Origin of the sequence: Cupriavidus sp. DF5525 (assembly GCF_040149425.2) — a bacterium.
Classification (GTDB): domain Bacteria; phylum Pseudomonadota; class Gammaproteobacteria; order Burkholderiales; family Burkholderiaceae; genus Cupriavidus; species Cupriavidus pickettii_A.
The window spans coordinates 2,794,815-2,813,553 of the sequence record NZ_CP168265.1 but is presented as its reverse complement, the minus strand read 5'-3'; the positions used below and the strand labels follow the sequence as shown (position 1 = coordinate 2,813,553).

General features: G+C 65.7%; 21 protein-coding genes. 15 read left to right on the top strand and 6 right to left on the bottom strand.

Annotated elements, in window-relative coordinates; all coding sequences use genetic code 11:
• Positions 1-15: 15 nt before the first annotated feature.
• From priB to ABNX08_RS13055, 6 genes are all read left to right on the top strand, one after another.
• Positions 16-315 (top strand): primosomal replication protein N, encoded by a 300-nt coding sequence (gene priB / locus ABNX08_RS13080; RefSeq protein WP_022535682.1) that lies wholly within the window; start codon positions 16-18, stop codon positions 313-315.
• A gap of 3 nt (positions 316-318) precedes the next feature.
• A complete protein-coding gene (gene rpsR, locus ABNX08_RS13075) occupies positions 319-597 on the top strand; it encodes a 30S ribosomal protein S18 (protein ID WP_022535681.1) in 279 nt (92 codons plus the stop codon).
• Positions 598-628: 31 nt separating this feature from the next.
• A complete protein-coding gene (gene rplI, locus ABNX08_RS13070) occupies positions 629-1,081 on the top strand; it encodes a 50S ribosomal protein L9 (RefSeq protein ID WP_022535680.1) in 453 nt (150 codons plus the stop codon).
• 234 nt (positions 1,082-1,315) lie between these two features.
• Positions 1,316-2,707, top strand: a complete 1,392-nt coding sequence (locus ABNX08_RS13065; RefSeq protein ID WP_022535679.1) for a replicative DNA helicase — start codon at positions 1,316-1,318, stop codon at positions 2,705-2,707.
• Positions 2,708-2,896: 189 nt separating this feature from the next.
• Positions 2,897-3,523 (top strand): DUF47 domain-containing protein, encoded by a 627-nt coding sequence (locus ABNX08_RS13060; protein ID WP_010809517.1) that lies wholly within the window; start codon positions 2,897-2,899, stop codon positions 3,521-3,523.
• A 13-nt stretch (positions 3,524-3,536) separates the two neighbouring features.
• A complete protein-coding gene (locus ABNX08_RS13055; protein WP_022535678.1) occupies positions 3,537-4,544 on the top strand; it encodes an inorganic phosphate transporter in 1,008 nt (335 codons plus the stop codon).
• 71 nt (positions 4,545-4,615) lie between these two features.
• Here ABNX08_RS13055 and ABNX08_RS13050 read toward each other — a convergent pair whose 3' ends face one another.
• From ABNX08_RS13050 to ABNX08_RS13030, 5 genes are all read right to left on the bottom strand, one after another.
• Positions 4,616-5,311 (bottom strand): C40 family peptidase, encoded by a 696-nt coding sequence (locus ABNX08_RS13050; protein ID WP_022535677.1) that lies wholly within the window; start codon positions 5,309-5,311, stop codon positions 4,616-4,618.
• A 48-nt stretch (positions 5,312-5,359) separates the two neighbouring features.
• Positions 5,360-5,845: a hypothetical protein gene (locus ABNX08_RS13045; protein WP_022535676.1), complete on the bottom strand. Its 486-nt coding sequence runs from the start codon at positions 5,843-5,845 to the stop codon at positions 5,360-5,362.
• 153 nt (positions 5,846-5,998) lie between these two features.
• Entirely contained in the window at positions 5,999-7,702 is a 1,704-nt protein-coding gene (locus ABNX08_RS13040; protein ID WP_022535675.1) for a PhoH family protein, read from the bottom strand.
• 376 nt (positions 7,703-8,078) lie between these two features.
• Positions 8,079-8,543, bottom strand: a complete 465-nt coding sequence (locus ABNX08_RS13035; protein ID WP_022535674.1) for a peroxiredoxin — start codon at positions 8,541-8,543, stop codon at positions 8,079-8,081.
• A 142-nt stretch (positions 8,544-8,685) separates the two neighbouring features.
• Complete coding sequence (locus ABNX08_RS13030) at positions 8,686-9,075, bottom strand: Mth938-like domain-containing protein (RefSeq protein ID WP_022535673.1); 390 nt, start codon at positions 9,073-9,075, stop codon at positions 8,686-8,688.
• 358 nt (positions 9,076-9,433) lie between these two features.
• Between ABNX08_RS13030 and ABNX08_RS13025 the strand changes: the two genes are divergently transcribed.
• The 7 genes from ABNX08_RS13025 to crcB all read left to right on the top strand — a co-directional run bounded on the left by ABNX08_RS13025 (position 9,434) and on the right by crcB (position 16,120).
• Positions 9,434-10,669 (top strand): pyridoxal phosphate-dependent aminotransferase, encoded by a 1,236-nt coding sequence (locus ABNX08_RS13025; protein ID WP_022535672.1) that lies wholly within the window; start codon positions 9,434-9,436, stop codon positions 10,667-10,669.
• Positions 10,670-10,718: 49 nt separating this feature from the next.
• Positions 10,719-12,029: a homoserine dehydrogenase gene (locus tag ABNX08_RS13020; RefSeq protein WP_349609194.1), complete on the top strand. Its 1,311-nt coding sequence runs from the start codon at positions 10,719-10,721 to the stop codon at positions 12,027-12,029.
• 21 nt (positions 12,030-12,050) lie between these two features.
• The gene (gene thrC / locus ABNX08_RS13015) at positions 12,051-13,496 is read left to right on the top strand and encodes a threonine synthase (protein WP_349609196.1); all 1,446 of its coding nucleotides are present in this window, start codon (positions 12,051-12,053) and stop codon (positions 13,494-13,496) included.
• A gap of 192 nt (positions 13,497-13,688) precedes the next feature.
• Positions 13,689-14,930 (top strand): gephyrin-like molybdotransferase Glp, encoded by a 1,242-nt coding sequence (glp, locus tag ABNX08_RS13010; RefSeq protein WP_022535669.1) that lies wholly within the window; start codon positions 13,689-13,691, stop codon positions 14,928-14,930.
• Positions 14,931-14,962: 32 nt separating this feature from the next.
• Complete coding sequence (moaD, locus tag ABNX08_RS13005; protein WP_022535668.1) at positions 14,963-15,220, top strand: molybdopterin converting factor subunit 1; 258 nt, start codon at positions 14,963-14,965, stop codon at positions 15,218-15,220.
• 1 nt (position 15,221) lies between these two features.
• Complete coding sequence (gene moaE / locus ABNX08_RS13000; RefSeq protein WP_022535667.1) at positions 15,222-15,740, top strand: molybdopterin synthase catalytic subunit MoaE; 519 nt, start codon at positions 15,222-15,224, stop codon at positions 15,738-15,740.
• The gene (gene crcB, locus ABNX08_RS12995) at positions 15,740-16,120 is read left to right on the top strand and encodes a fluoride efflux transporter CrcB (protein ID WP_022535666.1); all 381 of its coding nucleotides are present in this window, start codon (positions 15,740-15,742) and stop codon (positions 16,118-16,120) included. The genes moaE and crcB overlap by 1 nt, the downstream gene beginning before the upstream one ends.
• Here crcB and ABNX08_RS12990 read toward each other — a convergent pair.
• The gene (locus ABNX08_RS12990; RefSeq protein ID WP_022535665.1) at positions 16,102-16,968 is read right to left on the bottom strand and encodes an alpha/beta fold hydrolase; all 867 of its coding nucleotides are present in this window, start codon (positions 16,966-16,968) and stop codon (positions 16,102-16,104) included. The genes crcB and ABNX08_RS12990 overlap by 19 nt on opposite strands.
• Positions 16,969-17,246: 278 nt before the next feature.
• Between ABNX08_RS12990 and ABNX08_RS12985 the strand changes: the two genes are divergently transcribed.
• Entirely contained in the window at positions 17,247-17,891 is a 645-nt protein-coding gene (locus tag ABNX08_RS12985) for a TetR/AcrR family transcriptional regulator (RefSeq protein WP_022535664.1), read from the top strand.
• On the top strand, positions 17,888-18,670 hold the full coding sequence (locus tag ABNX08_RS12980; RefSeq protein ID WP_022535663.1) for an enoyl-CoA hydratase/isomerase family protein: 783 nt from the start codon (positions 17,888-17,890) through the stop codon (positions 18,668-18,670). Before ABNX08_RS12985 ends, ABNX08_RS12980 begins: the two co-directional genes overlap by 4 nt.
• The last annotated feature ends 69 nt before the right edge of the window (positions 18,671-18,739 follow it).

Here is an 18,739-nt window from a genome sequence, read left to right as displayed (position 1 = left end):
GCAAGAGGCCCCGCGTTGAACCAGCTTCGGCTTGCCGCCACCTTGGCGGAACGCGATGCCCTGCGCTATACCCCGGCCGGGGTGCCCGTCGTGAACTGCATCCTGCAGTACAGCGGCGAGGCCGTCGAGGCGGAAACGCCGCGCCAGGTCGAGTTTGCCATCGCAGCGATGGGGATCGGGCCGGTCGGCCAGCGGCTTGAGCGACTACCGCTCGGCACGCTGCTGGACTGCGAAGGATTCCTCGCCCGCAAGCACCGCAACAGCAAGGCTCTCGTCTTTCACATCACCGGATGTAAAGCATTCGAAAAGGATTGAATCATGGCATTCATCAAACGTGACAACAAGAACAAGAAGCGCTTCCAGCAACAGAACCCGCTGTTCAAGCGCAAGCGCTTCTGCCGCTTCACCGTGGCTGGCGTGGAACAGATCGACTACAAGGATCTGGACACCCTGAAGGACTTCATCGGCGACAACGGCAAGATCACGCCGGCCCGCCTGACCGGTACCAAGGCCCACTATCAGCGTCAGCTGGATACGGCGATCAAGCGTGCGCGTTTCCTCGCGCTGCTGCCGTACACCGACCTGCACAAGAACTGATAGGCCCTAGGTCCGTAACGGAGAAAACACGATGCAAGTCATTCTGCTGGAAAAAGTCATCAACCTGGGCAACCTGGGTGACATCGTCAAGGTGAAGGACGGTTACGCGCGTAACTTCCTGATCCCGTCGAAGAAGGCGCGCCGCGCCACGCAAACCGCGATCGCCGAGTTCGAAGTCAAGCGCGCCGAGCTGGAAAAGTCCGCTGCCGCGAAGCTGGCCGCCGCGCAAGCCGAAGGCGAGAAGCTGAACGGCCTGACCGTCCAGATCAGCCAGAAGTCGGGTGTGGACGGCCGCCTGTTCGGTTCGGTCACCAACGCCGACGTCGCTGAGGCCCTGGAAGGCCAAGGCTTCAAGGTCGAGAAGTCGCAGGTTCGCATGCCGAACGGCCCGCTGAAGACGGTGGGCGACCACCCGGTCAGCGTTGCCCTGCACACGGACGTCGTGGTCGACGTTACCGTGTCGGTGCTGGGCGAGCAGGTCTAAGCTCTGCAGCCTCGCCTGCGCCCTGGCGCCGGCCGAAGCACCGCAAGCACTGCAAGCAAGAAGGCAGGAGCCCCGGCTCCTGCCTTTTTTGTTGCCGGCGTCCCTATCGCGCCACGGTTGCGGTACCCCCGCGGCACTCCGCAGGCCGTGCCTGCGCTGATACCGGAATGTAATCCGACCGCAAGCGCCAAATGTCCGGCGAAGTGCGTCCGCCCGCCGTTATAATCCCTCCCCATGAACGCGCCCGTCGCCGACTCCCAACTCGAGAATCTCAAGGTCCCGCCGCACTCCATCGAAGCCGAGCAATCGGTGCTGGGTGGCCTGCTGCTGGACAACGCCGCCTGGGACCGCATCGCGGACTTCCTGTCGGAGGCGGACTTCTACCGCTTCGACCACCGGATGATCTTCCAGAGCATCGCCCGGCTGATCTCGGCCACCAAGCCGGCCGACGTGATCACGGTGTACGAGATGCTGCAGGTCGCCGGCAAGTCCGAGGAGGTGGGCGGCCTGGCGTACCTGAATTCGCTGGCGCAGAACACGCCCAGCGCGGCCAATATCCGCCGCTATGCGGAGATCGTGCGCGAGCGCTCGGTGCTGCGCAAGCTGGTGACGGTGGCGGACGATATCGCCTCGGCGGCCTTTGCGCCGAAGGGGCGTGAAGTCCGTGAGCTGCTCGACGAGGCCGAATCCAAGGTCTTTGCGATTGCCGAAGAAGGCTCGCGCGGACAGAAGGGTTTCCAGGAAATCCAGCCGCTGCTGACCCAGGTGGTCGAGCGCATCGACGAGCTGTACCACCGCGATTCCACCACCGACGTTACCGGCGTGCCGACCGGCTTCATCGACCTGGACAAGATGACCAGCGGCATGCAGGGTGGTGACCTGATCATCGTGGCCGGCCGCCCCTCGATGGGTAAGACGGCGTTCTCGCTGAACATCGGCGAACACGTGGCGGTGGAGCAGGGCTTGCCGGTGGCAGTGTTCTCGATGGAAATGGCGGGCACCCAGTTGGCCATGCGTATGCTCGGCTCGGTAGGCCGCCTCGACCAGCACCGGCTACGTACTGGCCGCCTGCTGGACGAAGACTGGCCGCGGCTGACACATGCGATCCAGCGCATGAACGACGCCCAGCTGTTCATCGACGAAACGCCGGCGCTGAACCCGATGGAGCTCCGTGCCCGTTCGCGGCGCCTGGCGCGTCAGTGCGGGCAGCTTGGCCTGATCATCATCGATTACCTCCAGCTGATGTCGGGTTCCGGTGGCGGCGAAAACCGCGCGACGGAAATTTCCGAAATCTCCCGTTCGCTCAAGGGCCTGGCCAAGGAACTGAACTGCCCGGTGATCGCACTGTCGCAGCTCAACCGAAGCCTGGAACAGCGCCCCAACAAGCGTCCGGTGATGTCCGACCTGCGTGAATCCGGTGCTATCGAACAGGATGCCGACGTGATCCTGTTCATCTACCGCGACGAAGTCTATAACCCGGACTCCCAGGACAAGGGCACGGCTGAAATCATTATCGGCAAGCAGCGTAACGGCCCGATCGGCACCGTGCGCCTGACCTTCCTCGGCCAGTTCACGAAGTTCGACAACTTCAGCGGCGGCCCGGCTTTCTTCGACAACGACACCTGACGAAGTCAAGCCTGCGCGCAATAGTCGCGGCGGCGCCGTCTCGTTTGTGCCAATTCAGCGGGCAATATCCCCGTAACCCTGTAAAATATTGCGCTTTGATGACAGCCGCCTACCCGGTGGCTGTCATGCAACGCGTCTCCCAATCTGCAACACAAAGCAGCGTCTCTCCCGCTGCAACAAGGACATTCCATGTTCGGCCGATTCATGCCCACCGAGGGCAAGTTCTTCGAATATTTCAACCAGCACGCCGACTGCGCGGTGACCGCCGCCCATGAACTGCAGGCACTGGTCAACGACTTGCCCAACGCCGAGGCGCATGCCCGCCGTGTCCAGGCCACCGAGAAGAAAGCCGACCGGATCACGCACGACACCATCGACCTGCTGCACAAGACCTTTATCACGCCGCTGGACCGCGACGAGATCCACAAGCTCATCACGACCATGGACGACATCCTGGACCTGATGGAAGACGTGGCCGAAACCATCTCGCTGTACGACGTGACCAACCTGACCGACGAGGCGCTGCGCCTGGCGGCGATCTGCGTGCAGTGCTGCGACCAGGTCAAGATCGCAGTGGGGCTGCTCGAGGACATGGGCAACGCCAGTACCATCCTGAAGACCGCCCAGCAGATCGACCAGCTCGAGTCCGAAGCAGATCGCGTGATGCGCTCGGCGATGTCCAAGCTGTTCCGCGACGAGACCGACGTCAAGCGCCTGATCAAGCTGAAGGCCATCTACGAGCAGCTCGAGACGATCACCGACAAGTGCGAGGACGTCGCCAACATCATCGAAGGCATCGTCCTGGAAAACGCCTGAGGCGGCAATCGGCATGCAGACCATTCAAATGAGCCTGTGGGTGATCGCCCTGCTGGTGGCGCTCGCGCTGCTGTTCGACTTTATGAACGGCTTCCACGACGCGGCCAACTCGATTGCCACGGTGGTGTCCACGGGCGTGCTCAAGCCGCACCATGCGGTGGCGATGGCGGCGATGTGCAACGTTGTCGCGATCTTTGTCTTTCACCTGAAGGTGGCCGCCACGGTGGGCACCGGCACCATCGATGTCGGCATCGTCGACCACTACGTGATCTTCGGCGCCCTGGTGGGGGCGATCGCCTGGAACGTCATCACCTGGTACTACGGCATCCCGTCGTCGTCGTCGCACGCGCTGATCGGCGGGCTGGTGGGCGCGGCGGTGGCCAAGGCCGGCACCGGCGCGCTGGTGGGCAGCGGCCTGCTGAAGACCGTGGCCTTTATCCTGATCTCGCCGTTGCTGGGCTTCCTGCTGGGCTCGCTGATGATGGTGATGGTGGGCTGGACCTTCTTCCGCACGCCGCCGTCGCGGGTGGACCGCTGGTTCCGCCGGCTGCAGCTGGTGTCGGCGTCGCTGTATAGCCTGGGGCACGGCGGCAATGACGCGCAGAAGACCATCGGCATAATCTGGATGTTGCTGATCGCCAGCGGCCATGTGATGGCCGGCGGTCAGCCGCCGACCTGGGTGATCGTGAGCTGCTACGTGGCTATCGGCATGGGTACGCTGTTCGGCGGCTGGCGCATCGTGCGCACCATGGGGCAGAAGATCACCAAGCTCAAGCCGGTCGGCGGTTTCTGCGCCGAGACAGGCGGTGCGCTGACGCTGTTCTTTGCCTCGGCGCTAGGCGTGCCGGTGTCGACCACGCATACGATCACGGGCGCCATCGTCGGAGTGGGCTCGGCACAGAAGATGTCGGCGGTGCGCTGGGGCGTGGCCGGCAATATCGTCTGGGCCTGGGTGCTGACCATTCCGGCGTCGGCCTTCATGGCCGCGATCGCATGGTGGATCGGCCGGCATATCCTGTAACGCCGAATTGACCAGCAAAGCAAAAAGCCAGGCAGATGCCTGGCTTTTTGCTTTGGCGCTTCATGTTGGCTTCAGCGATTGGCGAAGGCGGCGATGGGATCGTCGTCGTCCTGCACTGGCGCGGGCGCGGGGGCAGGCACGGGAAGCGGCGGCGCGACCGGTGCTACCGATGGCGCCGGCGGTGAAGCGGGTTCGGGCGGCTGGTTGATCGCCGCCACCACGCGGCGCGCGCCGTTGTAGCGCGACGCCCAGTAGGGCTTGCTCATGTCCTCCAGCCGCACTGTGCCGCCGGAAGAGGGCGCGTGGACAAAGCGGTTCTGCCCGACGTAGATGCCCACGTGCGAATTGGCCCGGCCGGTGGTATTGAAGAACACCAGGTCGCCGGAGGCCACTTCGCTGCGGTCCAGCGCGCTGCCGCGCGTGCCCATCGCCTCGGTCGTGCGCGGGAGGTTGACGTTGGCCGCGCGCGAGACCACGTAGCGCACCAGCCCGCTGCAGTCGAAGCCGGCGTCCGGCGTATTGCCGCCATAGCGGTATGGGGTGCCGACCAGCGACATCGCCTGGATCGAGATTTCTTCCAGGCCGGCGCTGGGGTCGACCATCGGCTTGCCCGGCGTGCGCGGCAAGCCTGCATGGCGGGAAGGCGGGGAACTGGCGCAGGCCGCGAGCAACAGGGCGGTAGCGCAAAGCAGCGGCAGCCGGGCCCTGGCGAGCGGGCCCTGTCGGCGCAGGGAGTCGGAGAAAAGACGGGTACGGCGCAATGGCATCCTGTGGTTCCGGTCGCCGGCCTGCCGGCGCACCGGAGAGGCTTGCCGCTACCAGCGTAGCTGGGCGTTGCGCATACCGGTGCTGACCTTGATGGACTTGGCCTGGCCCTTGTAACTGGCCTCGATATTGTAGCTGCCTTCTGGCGCACGTATCAGGCAACGCGGGCCGGCGGCGCGGAAGCTGGCGACTTCCTGTTCGTCGCGCACCAGCTTGACCGCGACGTCGGACAGGTATTCGCCGGCAGTGCCCTGGGTGAACACGATGCCGATATTGAAGTCTTTTTCCTTGGCGGCCAGCGCCTGGCGCTCGTCTTCGGCAACGCCGCCGCAAACGTAGCTGACCGGGCCCATGGTGCGGATCACCATGTCCTCGGGCGCGGCGCGGGCGGGGCGCGAACTGACAGCCAGGGCCATGCCGGCCGCGGCGAGCATGGCCAGGGCCAGGCGCTGCCTGAGCCGGCTGCGGGCGATGACAGCGCCCGCGCGACGCTGGGCGGCAGGCGCAGGCCTGCCGGACAGATGCTGGTGGTTCATCGAAGCCTCCAGTGGGGATGCGGTACGGGAAGCAAGGCAGTGCGCATCCATGCGGCAATCATAGCCGCAAAGCGCTTGCCGTTGACGACAGGGGCAGCAGCACGGTGCGCCGGCGCACCCCACCGAGGCAGGGCGCGCCGGACAGCGCTCGCGTCAGAGCACGTCGCCCGCGTGGTCAGCCAGGCGCGAGCGCTCGCCGCGCGCCAGCGTGATATGGCCGCTGTGGCTCCAGCCCTTGAAGCGGTCGACCACGTAGGTCAGGCCCGACGAACCCTCGGTCAGGTACGGCGTGTCGATCTGCGCGATATTGCCGAGGCAGATGATCTTGGTGCCCGGGCCGGCGCGCGTCACCAGCGTCTTCATCTGCTTGGGCGTCAGGTTTTGCGCCTCGTCGATGATGACGAATTTGTTGACGAAGGTGCGGCCGCGCATGAAGTTCATGCTCTTGACCTTGATGCGCGAGCGGATGAGCTCCTGCGTGGCGGCGCGGCCCCAGTCGCCGGCGCTGTCGTCGCTCTTCTGCAGCACCTCGAGGTTATCGTCGAATGCGCCCATCCACGGCTGCATCTTCTCTTCCTCGGTGCCGGGCAGGAAGCCGATGTCTTCGCCCACCGGCACGGTGGCGCGGGTGACGATGATCTCGTTGTAGAGCTTCTGGTCGAGTACTTGCTCCAGGCCCGCAGCCAGCGCCAGCAGGGTCTTGCCGGTACCGGCCTGGCCCAGCAGCGTGACGAAGTCGATGTCCGGGTTCATCAGCAGGTTGAGCGCGAAATTCTGCTCGCGGTTGCGAGCGGTCACGCTCCATACATTGTTCTTGTGGTGCGTGTAGTCCTTCAGCGTCTGCAGCAGCGCGGTCTTGCCGTTGATCTCCTTGACCTGCGCGTACAGCGGCAGGCTGCCGTCGACCGGCTCAAGGTAGACGAACTGGTTGACCAGGAAGGATGGCACCAGCGGCCCGGTCAGGCGATAGAACATGGCTCCGGACTTCGGGTCCTGCCAGCTTTCCACGCCCTTGCCGTGCCTGGTCCAGAAGTCGCCGGGCAGCTGCATCACGCCGGCGTAGAGCAGGTCCTTGTCTTCCAGGACCTGGTCGTTGAAGTAGTCCTCTGCCGGCAGGCCGAGCGCGCGCGCCTTGATGCGCATGTTGATGTCTTTCGACACCAGCACTACCTGGCGCTCGGGGTACTGCTGCTGCAGCGCGCTGACCACGCCCAGGATCTGGTTGTCGGCCTTGCCTTGCGGAAGGCCCTCGGGCAGCTTGATGTCGTTCAGGCGCGTCTGGAAGAACAGCTTGCCCTGCGCATCGCGGTTGCCGAGCTTTTCCAGCGGCAGCCCTTCGTCGAGAACGCCATCGGTGCCGCCCACCAGCGAATCGAGCGTGCGGCTGACCATGCGCGCATTGCGCGCGACTTCGCTCATGCCCTTCTTATGGTTGTCCAGTTCTTCGAGCGTCATCATCGGCAGATAGATGTCGTGTTCCTCGAAGCGGAAGAGCGAGGCGGGGTCGTGCATCAGCACGTTGGTGTCGAGCACGAACAGCTTGCTCGGCCCTTCGGACTTGCGGGCGCGGCGGGTGGGGCCGGCGGACGGCTTGAGCAGGCTGACCGGCGCGGCGCTGACGGCCGGCGCGGGTGCGGTCGGGGTTTCAGTGCTGCGGGCGCGGGTGCCACCGGCGGCGCGTGCCTGGACTTCAGGCGCCTGGGTGTCGCCGGTTTCCAGCAATGCCACGCGCTCGAGTGCCGGCACAGGTTTCTTGCCCTGTGTCGCGGATTTGGCCTTGGGCACCGCGGTAACCGGAGCGAATTCGCTCGGGTCCAGCAATTGGGCAGGCTTGGCGGGCATGGTAGGCAGCGGCATGCTTGGCTTTCCTTTCAGGGGGACAAGAAGGGGGCGTAGACGTCCGGGCCGCGGTGCGCAACGGCGTCGCGGGCCATGGCCGGGGCATGCATGCGCGAGGCATCCGGCGCGGACAGGGATGAGTGCAAACAAAAAAGCCGCCATGCCTGCATAACAGGTGTGGCGGCTATCTTGCGGACCGGCGACACGGCAGGTCCGCTACCGGCCTGTGGCGCGAACCGCCTGGGCCGGGAAGTCGAAGCAGCGTGGCATCCGGAATCTGAACTCATTACGGGCCAATGTATCCGAAGGTTTTGGGTTTGGCAATCGCTTGCAACACCACCCGGATGCAGTGTCGCGGCAACGCCAAATGACCCGCGGCGTCATGTGCAAGGACTCACAGTCCGCGCACGATCTCCAGCACTTCGTCGACGTGGTTCGGCACCTTGATGCCGCGCAGTTCGTGGCGCAGGATGCCCTTGCCGTCGATGATAAAGGTGCTGCGCTCGATGCCCCGGTGCTCCTTGCCATAAAGCTTTTTCATCTTGATGACATCGAACAGCGAGCACACGGCTTCATCGGCGTCGGAGATCAGTTCGAAGGGCAGTTCGAGCTTGGCCTTGAAGTTCTCATGCGAGCGAATGCTGTCGCGCGAGATGCCAAATACCTGCACGCCGGCCTTGGTGAAGTCGTCGTACTGGTCGCGGAAGTTCATGGCCTCGGTGGTGCAGCCCGGCGTGTTGTCCTTCGGATAGAAGTACAGCACCACCGTCTTGCCGCGGTAGTCGGCAGGACGGAAGGTGGCGTCGCCGGTCATCGGCGCGCTGAAGTCGGATACGGCCTTGTTGAGACTGACGGTCATGCTTGTGGCTCCTGGGCGAGGGGCAGAGGGATCAGGAAGGAGGGGGCTGCCACCTTAGCGGGAGCAGATTGGGGCGCGCGGCCAGACTTCAAGCGTGGCGCCGGCTCAACTTTCGCAATCGCGGCCGGCAGGGCGCGCCGGGTCAGGCGGCGCCAGCTTCGGGCTCCAGCAGCAGCACCGCGGCCACCTTGCGGCCCTCGGCCATCAGGATGTTGTAGGTGCGGCAGGCGGCCTGCAAGTCCATGGCGTCGACGCCGACATGGCGGCGCGACAGCGAGGCGGTCAGGCGCGGGTGCGGGAAGCGCAGCCGGGCGCCGGTGCCGAGCAGCACCACTTCCGGGCCGAGCTCGGCGAGTTGCTCGAAATGTGCCGGCTCCAGGTCTTCGAAGCGGCTGACCGGCCAGGGTCGGACTTCGCCTTCGGGCATGACCAGCAGCGAGGTGGTGTGACGGACGAGATTGATTTCGATATATCCCGGCCCATAGGCCGTGACGGTATTGAGCGACTGGGGCTGGTCGGCGTGGAGTTTCACTTGGAGGCCTCTGCGGCGGCCGCCGCGGGCTGGTTGGCCGGCCCGTGGGACGGATGGCCGGCAGCGCGGACGGGCATGGTGTGAAGGACAGGACAGACGACAGGATCGGCGACGGGGTGGGCATCCGCCCGCAGGCCGTTGCCGTGCGCGCCGCTGGCGCACGCTGCAATGCAAGAATCCCTGCCGAAGTCTGTCATAATCCGATAAATTATAGCTTTTGCCTCCCTGTCTGCCACGTTCGCGTTGCATTGCAGCGGACGGCACCTCCGCATTCGTCAGATTCGCCCGGATTCCCCTGTTCGGTGCCGCCGACGCGGCACACCTATCGCCAGCCCCGACAGCCTGCCCCGACATCGCCGTGAAACCCATCCAGAAATCCAACAAACTCAATAATGTTTGCTACGACATCCGCGGTCCGGTGCTGGAAAAGGCCAAGCAGATGGAGGAAGAAGGGCACAAGATCATCAAGCTGAATATCGGCAACCTGGCCGTGTTCGGCTTTGACGCGCCGGAAGAGATTCAGCAGGACATGATGCGAAATCTGCCAAATTCGGCAGGTTATTCTGATTCCAAGGGTATTTTCGCCGCGCGCAAGGCGATCATGCACTATACCCAGCAAAAAAATATCGAGGGCGTTGGCCTGGACGACATTTATGTCGGCAATGGCGCCTCCGAACTGATCGTGATGGCGGTCAACGCGTTGCTCAATACCGGCGATGAAGTGCTGGTGCCGGCGCCGGACTACCCGCTGTGGACCGCCGCGGTGAGCCTCTCCGGCGGCACGCCGGTGCACTATATCTGCGACGAAGCCAACGACTGGATGCCCGACCCCGCCGATATCCGGGCCCGCATCACGCCGCACACCAAGGCCATCGTCATCATCAACCCGAACAACCCGACCGGGGCGCTGTATTCGGACGAACTGCTGCTCGAGATCGTCGCGATCGCGCGCGAGCATGACCTGATCATCTTCGCCGACGAGATCTACGACAAGGTCCTGTACGACGGCAACACCCACACCTCGATCGCCTCGCTGTCGACCGACGTGCTGACGGTGACCTTCAACGGCCTGTCGAAGAACTACCGCTCGTGCGGCTACCGTGCCGGCTGGATGGTGGTGTCCGGCGACAAGCGTCCGGCGATCGATTACATCGAAGGCCTGAACATGCTGTCGTCGATGCGCCTGTGCGCCAACGTGCCGGGCCAGTGGGCGATCCAGACCGCGCTGGGCGGCTACCAGAGCATCAACGACCTGGTGGCGGAAGGCGGGCGCCTGCGCCGCCAGCGCGACCTGGCCTACGAACTGATCACCGCGATCCCGGGCGTGACCTGCGTCAAGCCCAAGGCCGCGCTGTACCTGTTCCCCAAGCTCGACCTGTCGATGTACCCGGTGCAGGACGACCAGGAGTTTATCTACGAACTGCTGCAGGAGTCCAAGGTGCTGCTGGTGCAGGGCTCGGGCTTCAACTGGGCCAAGCCCGATCATTTCCGCATCGTGTTCCTGCCGCACGAGGAAGACCTGCGCGAGGCCATCGGCCGCATCGCGCGCTTCCTCGAGGCGTACCGAAAACGCCACGGCAAGGTAGCGGCCTGAATTCGCGGGCCGCGCCGCAACTCATCCTTAGCAACTCAGAAGATTGTCCATGAACCCCATCAAAGTTGGCCTGCTCGGCATCGGTACCGTCGGTAGCGGCACGTACAACGTGCTCAAGCGTAATCAGGAAGAAATTCGCCGCCGCGCGGGCCGCGGCATCGAGATTGCCATCGTGGCCGATCTCAACACCGAACGCGCGCGCGAACTGACCAACGGGGAAGTGGAGATCGTCAGCGATGCCAACGAGGTGGTCAACCGCCCGGACATCGACATCGTCATCGAACTGATCGGCGGCTACGGCATCGCGCGCGAGCTGGTGCTCAAGGCGATCGAGAACGGCAAGCACGTGGTCACCGCCAACAAGGCGCTGCTGGCCGTGCACGGCAACGAGATCTTCGAAGCCGCGCGCCGCAAGGGCGTGATCGTCGCCTTCGAGGCCGCGGTTGCCGGCGGTATCCCCATCATCAAGGCGCTGCGCGAAGGCCTGACCGCCAACCGCATCCAGTGGATCGCCGGCATCATCAACGGCACCACCAACTTCATCCTGTCCGAGATGCGCGACAAGGGCCTGGACTTCGATGTGGTGCTGAAGGAAGCCCAGCAGCTCGGCTATGCCGAAGCCGACCCGACCTTCGACATTGAAGGCATCGACGCCGCGCACAAGGTCACGCTGATGAGCGCGATCGCCTTCGGCATGCCGGTGCAGTTCGACAAGGCCCACGTGGAAGGCATCACCAAGCTGGCTGCCACCGACATCAAGTACGCCGAGGAACTGGGCTACCGCATCAAGCTGCTGGGCATCACCCGCCGCCGCGACGACGGCGTGGAGCTGCGCGTGCATCCGACGCTGGTGCCGGCCTCGCGCCTGATCGCCAACGTCGAAGGCGCAATGAACGCCGTGCTGGTGCAGGGCGACGCCGTGGGCGCGACGCTCTACTACGGCAAGGGCGCCGGCGCCGAGCCGACCGCCTCGGCCGTGATCGCCGACCTGGTCGACGTGACCCGCCTGCACACCGCCGATCCGAACCACCGCGTGCCGCACCTTGCGTTCCAGCCGGACGAGCTGTCGAGCGTGCCGGTGCTGCCGATCGAAGAGATCAACAGCTCGTACTACCTGCGCATGCGCGTGTCGGACGAGACCGGTGTGCTGGCCGAGATCACCCGCATCCTGGCCGAAGGCGGTATTTCGATCGACGCCATGCTGCAGAAGGAATCCCGCGAAGGCGAGCCGCAGACCGACATCATCATCCTGACCCACATCACGCGCGAGAAGCATGTCAACGCCGCCATCGCGAAGATCGAGGCGCTGCAGACCGTGCTGTCCGACGTGACGCGGCTGCGCATGGAAGAACTGAACTAAGGGCCGGACCAGCAGATTCAGATGAAATACAAGTCGACCCGCGGCCACGAACTGCCGCAAACCTTCTCCGAGATCCTGCTGGGCGGCCTGGCGCCGGACGGCGGCCTGTACCTGCCCGTCGAGTACCCGCAAGTCAGTGCCGACGAGCTCGAAGCCTGGCGCAAGCTGTCGTATGCCGACCTGGCCTACGAGATCCTGCGCAAGTTCAGCGACGACATTCCCGCCGAAGACCTGCGCGCGCTGACGCGCAAGACCTATACCCCCGAGGTGTATTGCAACGCGCGCGAAGGCGACAACACCGCCGACATCACGCCGCTGCGCACCCTGGGCGAAGAGTGCGGTACGAAGCTGCAACTGCTGGGCCTGTCCAATGGCCCGACGCTGGCCTTCAAGGACATGGCGATGCAGCTGCTCGGCAACCTGTTCGAGTACGCGCTGGGCCGTGCCGGGCAGGAGATGAACATCCTGGGCGCGACTTCCGGCGATACCGGCAGCGCCGCCGAGTACGCGATGCGTGGCAAGCGCGGCATCCGCGTGTTCATGCTGAGCCCGCACCGCAAGATGAGCGCGTTCCAGACCGCGCAGATGTTCAGCCTGCAGGACGCCAACATCTTCAATCTGGCGGTCGAAGGCGTGTTCGACGACTGCCAGGACATCGTCAAGGCGGTCTCCAACGACCTCGACTACAAGGCGCGCCAGAAGATCGGCACGGTCAACTCGATCAACTGGGCGCGCGTGGTGGCCCAGGTGGTCTACTACTTCAAGGGCTGGCTGCTGGCGACCAGCGGCCCCGGCCAGAAGGTCTCGTTCTGCGTGCCGTCCGGCAATTTCGGCAACGTCTGCGCCGGCCATATCGCGCGCATGATGGGCCTGCCGATCGACAAGCTGGTGGTTGCCACCAACGAGAACGACGTGCTCGACGAGTTCTTCCGCACCGGCGCGTACCGCGTGCGCAAGTCGGCCGAGACGTACCACACGTCGAGCCCGAGCATGGATATCTCCAAGGCCTCGAACTTCGAGCGCTTCGTGTTCGACTTGCTGGGCCAGGATGCCGACAAGCTGGCGGCGCTGTTCCGCGACGTGGAAGAGAAGGGCGGTTTCGACCTGTCGGGCACGCCGGAATTCGACCGCATCCGCGAGTACGGCTTTGTCTCGGGCCGCAGCACGCATGACGACCGCGTGGCGACCATCCGCGACCTGTCGTCGCGCTATGGCATCACCATCGATACCCATACCGCCGATGGCGTCAAGGTGGCGCGCGAGCATCTCAGCGCCGGCGTGCCGATGGTGGTGCTGGAAACCGCGCTGCCCGCCAAGTTTGCCGACACCATCCGCGAAGCGCTTGGCCACGAGCCGGAGCGCCCGGCAAAGTTCGAGGGCATCGAGCGCCTCCCACAGCGCTTCGAAGTGATGCCGGCCGACGCCGCGCAGGTCAAGGCCTATATCGCCCGCCACACCGGCCTGTAAGCGACGCATGGGCGCGGGGACCGGGCTGCGGCGCTGCCGCGTGCCGGGTCCGTGCCAACTCGCTACAATCAGGCTGCGGGCCCGAGCCTCGGCCCCCGGATTGCACGCCGCCAGTTTGCTGGAGGGCGGCAATGCGCGGGCCGTTTCTTTTGGGTCAACCCGCATGGGCCAACCCATTTTGCACATCGCACCATGACCCAAGCCGCAGCACCTTCCCGTCCCCCGATGCTGACAATGGCGCAGGCGCTCGACGCCTTGCTCGCTGCCGCCCGTCCGCTGGCCCAGGTGGAGTCGGTCGACACGCTTGACGCCAACGGCCGCGTGCTGGCCGCGCCCGTGACCAGTACGCTGCGCGTGCCGCCGGCGGACAACACCTCGATGGATGGCTATGCCATGCGTGCCGCCGATGTGCCGGCCGCGGGCACGCGGCTGCGCGTGTCGCAGCGCATTCCGGCAGGGCATGTCGGTTCTGAGCTTGAACCCGGCACCGCCGCGCGCATCTTCACTGGCGGGCTGATTCCGCCGGGTGCCGATGCCGTGGTGATGCAGGAACAATGCACGGCCGAGGGCGAGGACGTGATCGTCAACCATGTGCCGCAGTCCGGCGAATGGGTGCGGCGCGCTGGCGAAGACATCGAGTCCGGCAGCGTGATCCTGCCGGCCGGCACGCGGCTTACACCGCAGGCGCTGGGGCTGGGTGCCTCGGTCGGCCAGGCAAGGCTTGACGTGGTGCGGCGCGTGCGGGTGGCGGTGTTCTTCACCGGCGACGAACTGGCGATGCCGGGCGAGCCGCTCAAGCCGGGCGCGATCTACAACTCGAATCGCTTCACGCTGCGCGGCCTGCTGGAAAACCTGGGCTGCGAGGTCAGCGACTTCGGCATCGTGCCGGATACGCTGGCGGCCACGCGCGAGACGCTGCGCCGCGCGGCGCAAGGCCACGACCTGATCATCACCTCGGGCGGCGTGTCGGTCGGCGAGGAAGACCATATCAAGCCCGCGGTCGAGGCCGAAGGGCGGCTCGACATGTGGCAGATCGCGATCAAGCCGGGCAAGCCGCTGGCGTTCGGGCAGGTCACCAGCGCCGGTGCCGAGCCGGCCTTCTTCCTGGGGTTGCCGGGCAACCCGGTGTCGAGCTTCGTCACCTTCCTGCTGTTCGTGCGGCCCTTCATTCTGCGCCTGCAGGGCGTGGCCGACGTGGCGCCGCGCCGCCTGCCGCTGCGTGCCGATTTCGAGCTGAAGAAGGGCGACCGCCGCAACGAGTTCCTGCGCGCGCGCATCAACACGGAGGGTGGGCTGGACTTGTTCCCGAACCAGAGCTCCGGCGTGCTGACCTCTACCGTGTGGGGCGATGGCCTGATCGACAACCCGCCCAACCAGGCGATCGCGCGCGGCGACACCGTGCAGTTCATTCCGTTTGACGGCCTGCTCGCATAGCGGGCCCGCATCATCAGGACGCAGAAGCAGTGATGACCATCGAACTACGATTCTTCGCCAGCGTGCGCGAACAACTCGGCGTGGCCGAAGAGCGCATCGAGGTGCCGACGGGCGTGCGCACCGTGGGCGAGCTGCGCCACTGGCTGATCCAGCGCGGCGGCGCCTGGGCCGAGACCCTGGCCGAAGGCCGCGCGCTGCGCATGGCCGTCGACCACGCGGTGGCGCGGCCCGATACGGCGATCGCCGACGGCTGCGAGGTCGCCTTCTTCCCGCCCGTCACCGGAGGCTGAGATGAGCGTCAGGGTACAGCGCGAGGATTTCGACCTGGGTGCCGAGGTAACGGCCCTGCGCGCCGGCAACCCGGCGGTAGGCGCGGTGGCCAGCTTTATCGGCACGGTGCGCGATATCAGCGACGGCAGCGCCGTCAGCGCGATGGAGCTGGAGCACTACCCGGGCATGACCGAGAAGGCGCTGACTCAGATCGAGGCGGCCGCGTGCGCGCGCTGGGCGCTGCTGGGCGTGACCATCATCCATCGCGTCGGCCCGCTGCTGCCGCAGGACCAGATCGTGCTGGTGGCGGTCGCGTCCGCGCATCGCGGCAATGCCTTCGCTGCGTGCGAATTCATCATGGACTATCTTAAGTCCGAAGCGCCGTTCTGGAAGAAGGAAGAAACGCCGGAAGGCGCGCGCTGGGTCGATGCCCGCGTCACCGACGAAGCCGCGCTCAAGCGCTGGGGCATCGCGTCGTTCAACGCCAGCGGCGATGACGAGCAGCAAGGAGAGGGCGGCGACGGCGGGAGCCGGTCCTGATGGGTCCGTTGGGGTTTGTCGCCGTGGGCGTAGGCGCCGCGGTAGGTGCGTGGCTGCGCTGGGGGTTCTCGGTGCTGTGGAATGCCATCAACCCGGCCATGCCCTACGGCACGCTGGCGGCGAACCTGCTGGGCGGCTACCTGATCGGGCTGGCGGTGGGTTACTTCGACACGCACGCCGCCCTGCCGTCGGAATGGCGCCTGCTGGCCGTCACCGGTTTCCTCGGCGGGCTGACCACGTTCTCGACCTTTTCCAGTGAAGTAGTGGCGAACCTGATCGCCGGCGACTATGGCTGGGCGGCGATGCACCTGCTGCTGCACTTGGGTGGCTCGCTGCTGCTCACAGCGTTTGGCCTCTGGACTTACCGCGTGCTGGCCTGAGCGATCAGCGCGAGCAACGCGGCATTGAACGCCTGCGGCTGCTCCATATGCGGGCTGTGGCCTGCACCGGCTACCACGCTGAATCCTGCCGAAGGTTGCAGCGCTAACGTGGCCGTGCCGACCGCCGGCGCGTACAAGCGGCTGGCCGCACCGTACAGGTGGAACAGCGGCAAGGCCGCCGTACGCAGCGTCGCGCGAAAATCCTGGCGCGCCATATCCTCCCACTGCGCGGCGAGCGCCGCGGCATCGCACTGGCTTGCCATCTGCGCGATGCGCTGCATTGCGGCGCCGTCCGGGCGCCGTCCCGCCGCCCACAATCCCAGCGCGAAAGACGGCGCCAGCCGGACCCAGTCGGCCCGGATACGGGCCGCCATCTGCGCGGCGTGCTCGATGTCATAGTCGCCGTGCAGGCCATGCGGCCAGTCCGGATCCGTCACCAGCCGGGGCGTCATGTCGATGCTGCCGACCGCCGCCAGCGGAAGACCCGGATGGTCACGCAGCAGTGCCCATGCCACCATTGCTCCCATCGACCAGCCTGCCACCACCACGTCAGCGAGCCCCAGGTGCGCGACCAGGCCGGCCACATCCTGCGCCAGCGCCGTGATCGTGGTGCCGGCGCGGTAGCGGGACAGGCCATGGCCGGCGTGGTCAGGCGCGATCACGCGGAATCCCGCCAGCGCCAGCGCACGCTGGCCGTCGAAGGCCTCGCCACTGACCGACCAACCGTGCAGTAACAGCAGTGGCCGGCCCTGGCCGGTTTCGCGCCAGCCTGGCAGGGCGCCGGCGGCCGGATGGCTGGCAAAAGGCGGGGGCGCGGTGCTTGCGGGGGCCGAAGCGGGAGCGTCCAACGACGGGTATCTCCTGGCGGTGGGTCGGGAAAGTGGCCTGGATGCCACCGCGCGCAACCTGCCCCGGTGGAGGGTGATCCCTATTGACATCCTTCGTGGTGAATTTATACGATGAAACATGAATCAGATATCAGGTTTTGCCTGCATAACGATTCAAGGCAGTGATTCAAAGGCGGCGGCAGGTGCGAGGAGGTACTTGCCAAGAACGGGACACCGCCTGCAGGACATGAAGCGGCTGGCATTCCAATGACAAGGCGCACAGCGCCACCGGAGACACGATGTCCCAGACCGAAACTGGCGAGACTGGCGAAGTCCGCGAACCCGGCTTGGCCGGCGCCATCTGCCCGCCCAAGACCGCGCGCGGGCAGAAGACCCGCGAAGCACTGCTGCGCGCTGCCGAGAAAGTGTTCGGCGAGAAAGGCTACTACGCCGCATCGATCTCCGAAATCACGCAGGAAGCCAAGGTGGCGATGGGCACCTTCTACCTGTACTTCAAGGACAAGGAAGACATCTTCCGCGCGCTGGTCGCCCATATGCTGGAACTGGTGCGCGCGCACCTGCGCAAGCACGTGGCCAACGCCGCCAGCCAGATGGAGGCCGAGCGCCTCGGCCTGAAGGCCTTCCTCTCTTTCGTTTCGCGCCACAAGAACCTGTACCGGATCGTGCTCGATTCCTACTCGGTGGACGAGACCATCTACAGCAGTTATTTCCAGGTCTTTGCCGAGCTCTACAGCCGGCGCCTCGAGCGCGCCGAAGAGCAGGGCGAGATCGTCCCCGGCGATGCCGAGGTGCGCGCCTGGTGCCTGATCGGCATCAGCAACTTCCTGGGCATGCGCTATGCGCGCTGGAAGCGGCCCGCATCGATGGAGAAGGTGGTCGATACCGCCTTCGACCTGATCTCGCACGGCCTGCAGCCGCGATGAGCACGCACGGCGAGCCGTTGGTCCTGCTGGATTGCGCCGACGGCGTGGCGCTGCTGCGCCTGAACCGGCCGCAGCGGCACAACAGCCTGGTGCCCGAGTTGCTGGAGGCGCTGCTCGACGCGCTGGATGAAATCGAGGCCGACCCGTCGATCCGCGTGGCGGTGCTGACCCATGCGGGACCGAACTTCTCGACCGGCGGCGATGTGGCCGCCTTTGCCGACCAGGGTGATGGCATTGCGGAATATGCGGACCGGCTGCTGGCGCTGCTGAACCGGTCGATCCTGCGCATTGCCGCGCTGCGCTGCCCGATGGTGGCGGCGGTGGAAGGCTGGCTCACCGGTGGCTCGCTCGGCCTGGTTCTGGCGTGCGACATGGCGGTGCTGGCGCAGGATGCGCGTATTGCGCCGTTCTACACCGTAGTCGGCTTCAGCCCGGACGGCGGCTGGACCGCGATGCTGCCGCAACTGGTCGGCGCGCCGCGGGCGCGCGCCTGGCAATTGAACAATACGATCGTGGCCGCGCCGGATGCGCTCACGCACGGCATAGCGGCCGCGCTGGCGGCGCCGGGATCGGCGGAGGCCGAGGCCATCGCGCTGGCACGCGGCATCGCGGCCAAGGTGCCCGGCAGCGTCGCGCACACGCGCGCATTGCTGCGCTGGGATGCCGACGCGCTGGCAGCGGGCCTGCAGCGTGAGCGCGTGGCCTTCGTCGCACAGGTGGCGAGTGCCGAGACGGCGGAGGGCATGCGGCACTTCCTTGCAGGCCGCGCGCGCGAATAGCAAAGCAACACCCCCACGCAGTTGCAGCAGGTTTCAGCCCAACAAACACAAACGAGACCGAATCGAGGA

Excerpts from the sequence above, each read along its gene's own strand:
- rpsR (WP_022535681.1), top strand. The coding sequence starts at position 319 with ATGGCATTCATCAAACGTGACAACAAGAACAAGAAGCGCTTCCAGCAA.
- rplI (WP_022535680.1), top strand. The coding sequence starts at position 629 with ATGCAAGTCATTCTGCTGGAAAAAGTCATCAACCTGGGCAACCTGGGT.
- ABNX08_RS13065 (WP_022535679.1), top strand. The coding sequence starts at position 1,316 with ATGAACGCGCCCGTCGCCGACTCCCAACTCGAGAATCTCAAGGTCCCG.
- ABNX08_RS13060 (WP_010809517.1), top strand. The coding sequence starts at position 2,897 with ATGTTCGGCCGATTCATGCCCACCGAGGGCAAGTTCTTCGAATATTTC.
- ABNX08_RS13055 (WP_022535678.1), top strand. The coding sequence starts at position 3,537 with ATGCAGACCATTCAAATGAGCCTGTGGGTGATCGCCCTGCTGGTGGCG.
- ABNX08_RS13050 (WP_022535677.1), bottom strand. The coding sequence starts at position 5,311 with ATGCCATTGCGCCGTACCCGTCTTTTCTCCGACTCCCTGCGCCGACAG.
- ABNX08_RS13045 (WP_022535676.1), bottom strand. The coding sequence starts at position 5,845 with ATGAACCACCAGCATCTGTCCGGCAGGCCTGCGCCTGCCGCCCAGCGT.
- ABNX08_RS13040 (WP_022535675.1), bottom strand. The coding sequence starts at position 7,702 with ATGCCGCTGCCTACCATGCCCGCCAAGCCTGCCCAATTGCTGGACCCG.
- ABNX08_RS13035 (WP_022535674.1), bottom strand. The coding sequence starts at position 8,543 with ATGACCGTCAGTCTCAACAAGGCCGTATCCGACTTCAGCGCGCCGATG.
- ABNX08_RS13020 (WP_349609194.1), top strand. The coding sequence starts at position 10,719 with ATGAACCCCATCAAAGTTGGCCTGCTCGGCATCGGTACCGTCGGTAGC.
- thrC (WP_349609196.1), top strand. The coding sequence starts at position 12,051 with ATGAAATACAAGTCGACCCGCGGCCACGAACTGCCGCAAACCTTCTCC.
- glp (WP_022535669.1), top strand. The coding sequence starts at position 13,689 with ATGACCCAAGCCGCAGCACCTTCCCGTCCCCCGATGCTGACAATGGCG.
- moaD (WP_022535668.1), top strand. The coding sequence starts at position 14,963 with ATGACCATCGAACTACGATTCTTCGCCAGCGTGCGCGAACAACTCGGC.
- moaE (WP_022535667.1), top strand. The coding sequence starts at position 15,222 with ATGAGCGTCAGGGTACAGCGCGAGGATTTCGACCTGGGTGCCGAGGTA.
- crcB (WP_022535666.1), top strand. The coding sequence starts at position 15,740 with ATGGGTCCGTTGGGGTTTGTCGCCGTGGGCGTAGGCGCCGCGGTAGGT.
- ABNX08_RS12985 (WP_022535664.1), top strand. The coding sequence starts at position 17,247 with ATGTCCCAGACCGAAACTGGCGAGACTGGCGAAGTCCGCGAACCCGGC.
- ABNX08_RS12980 (WP_022535663.1), top strand. The coding sequence starts at position 17,888 with ATGAGCACGCACGGCGAGCCGTTGGTCCTGCTGGATTGCGCCGACGGC.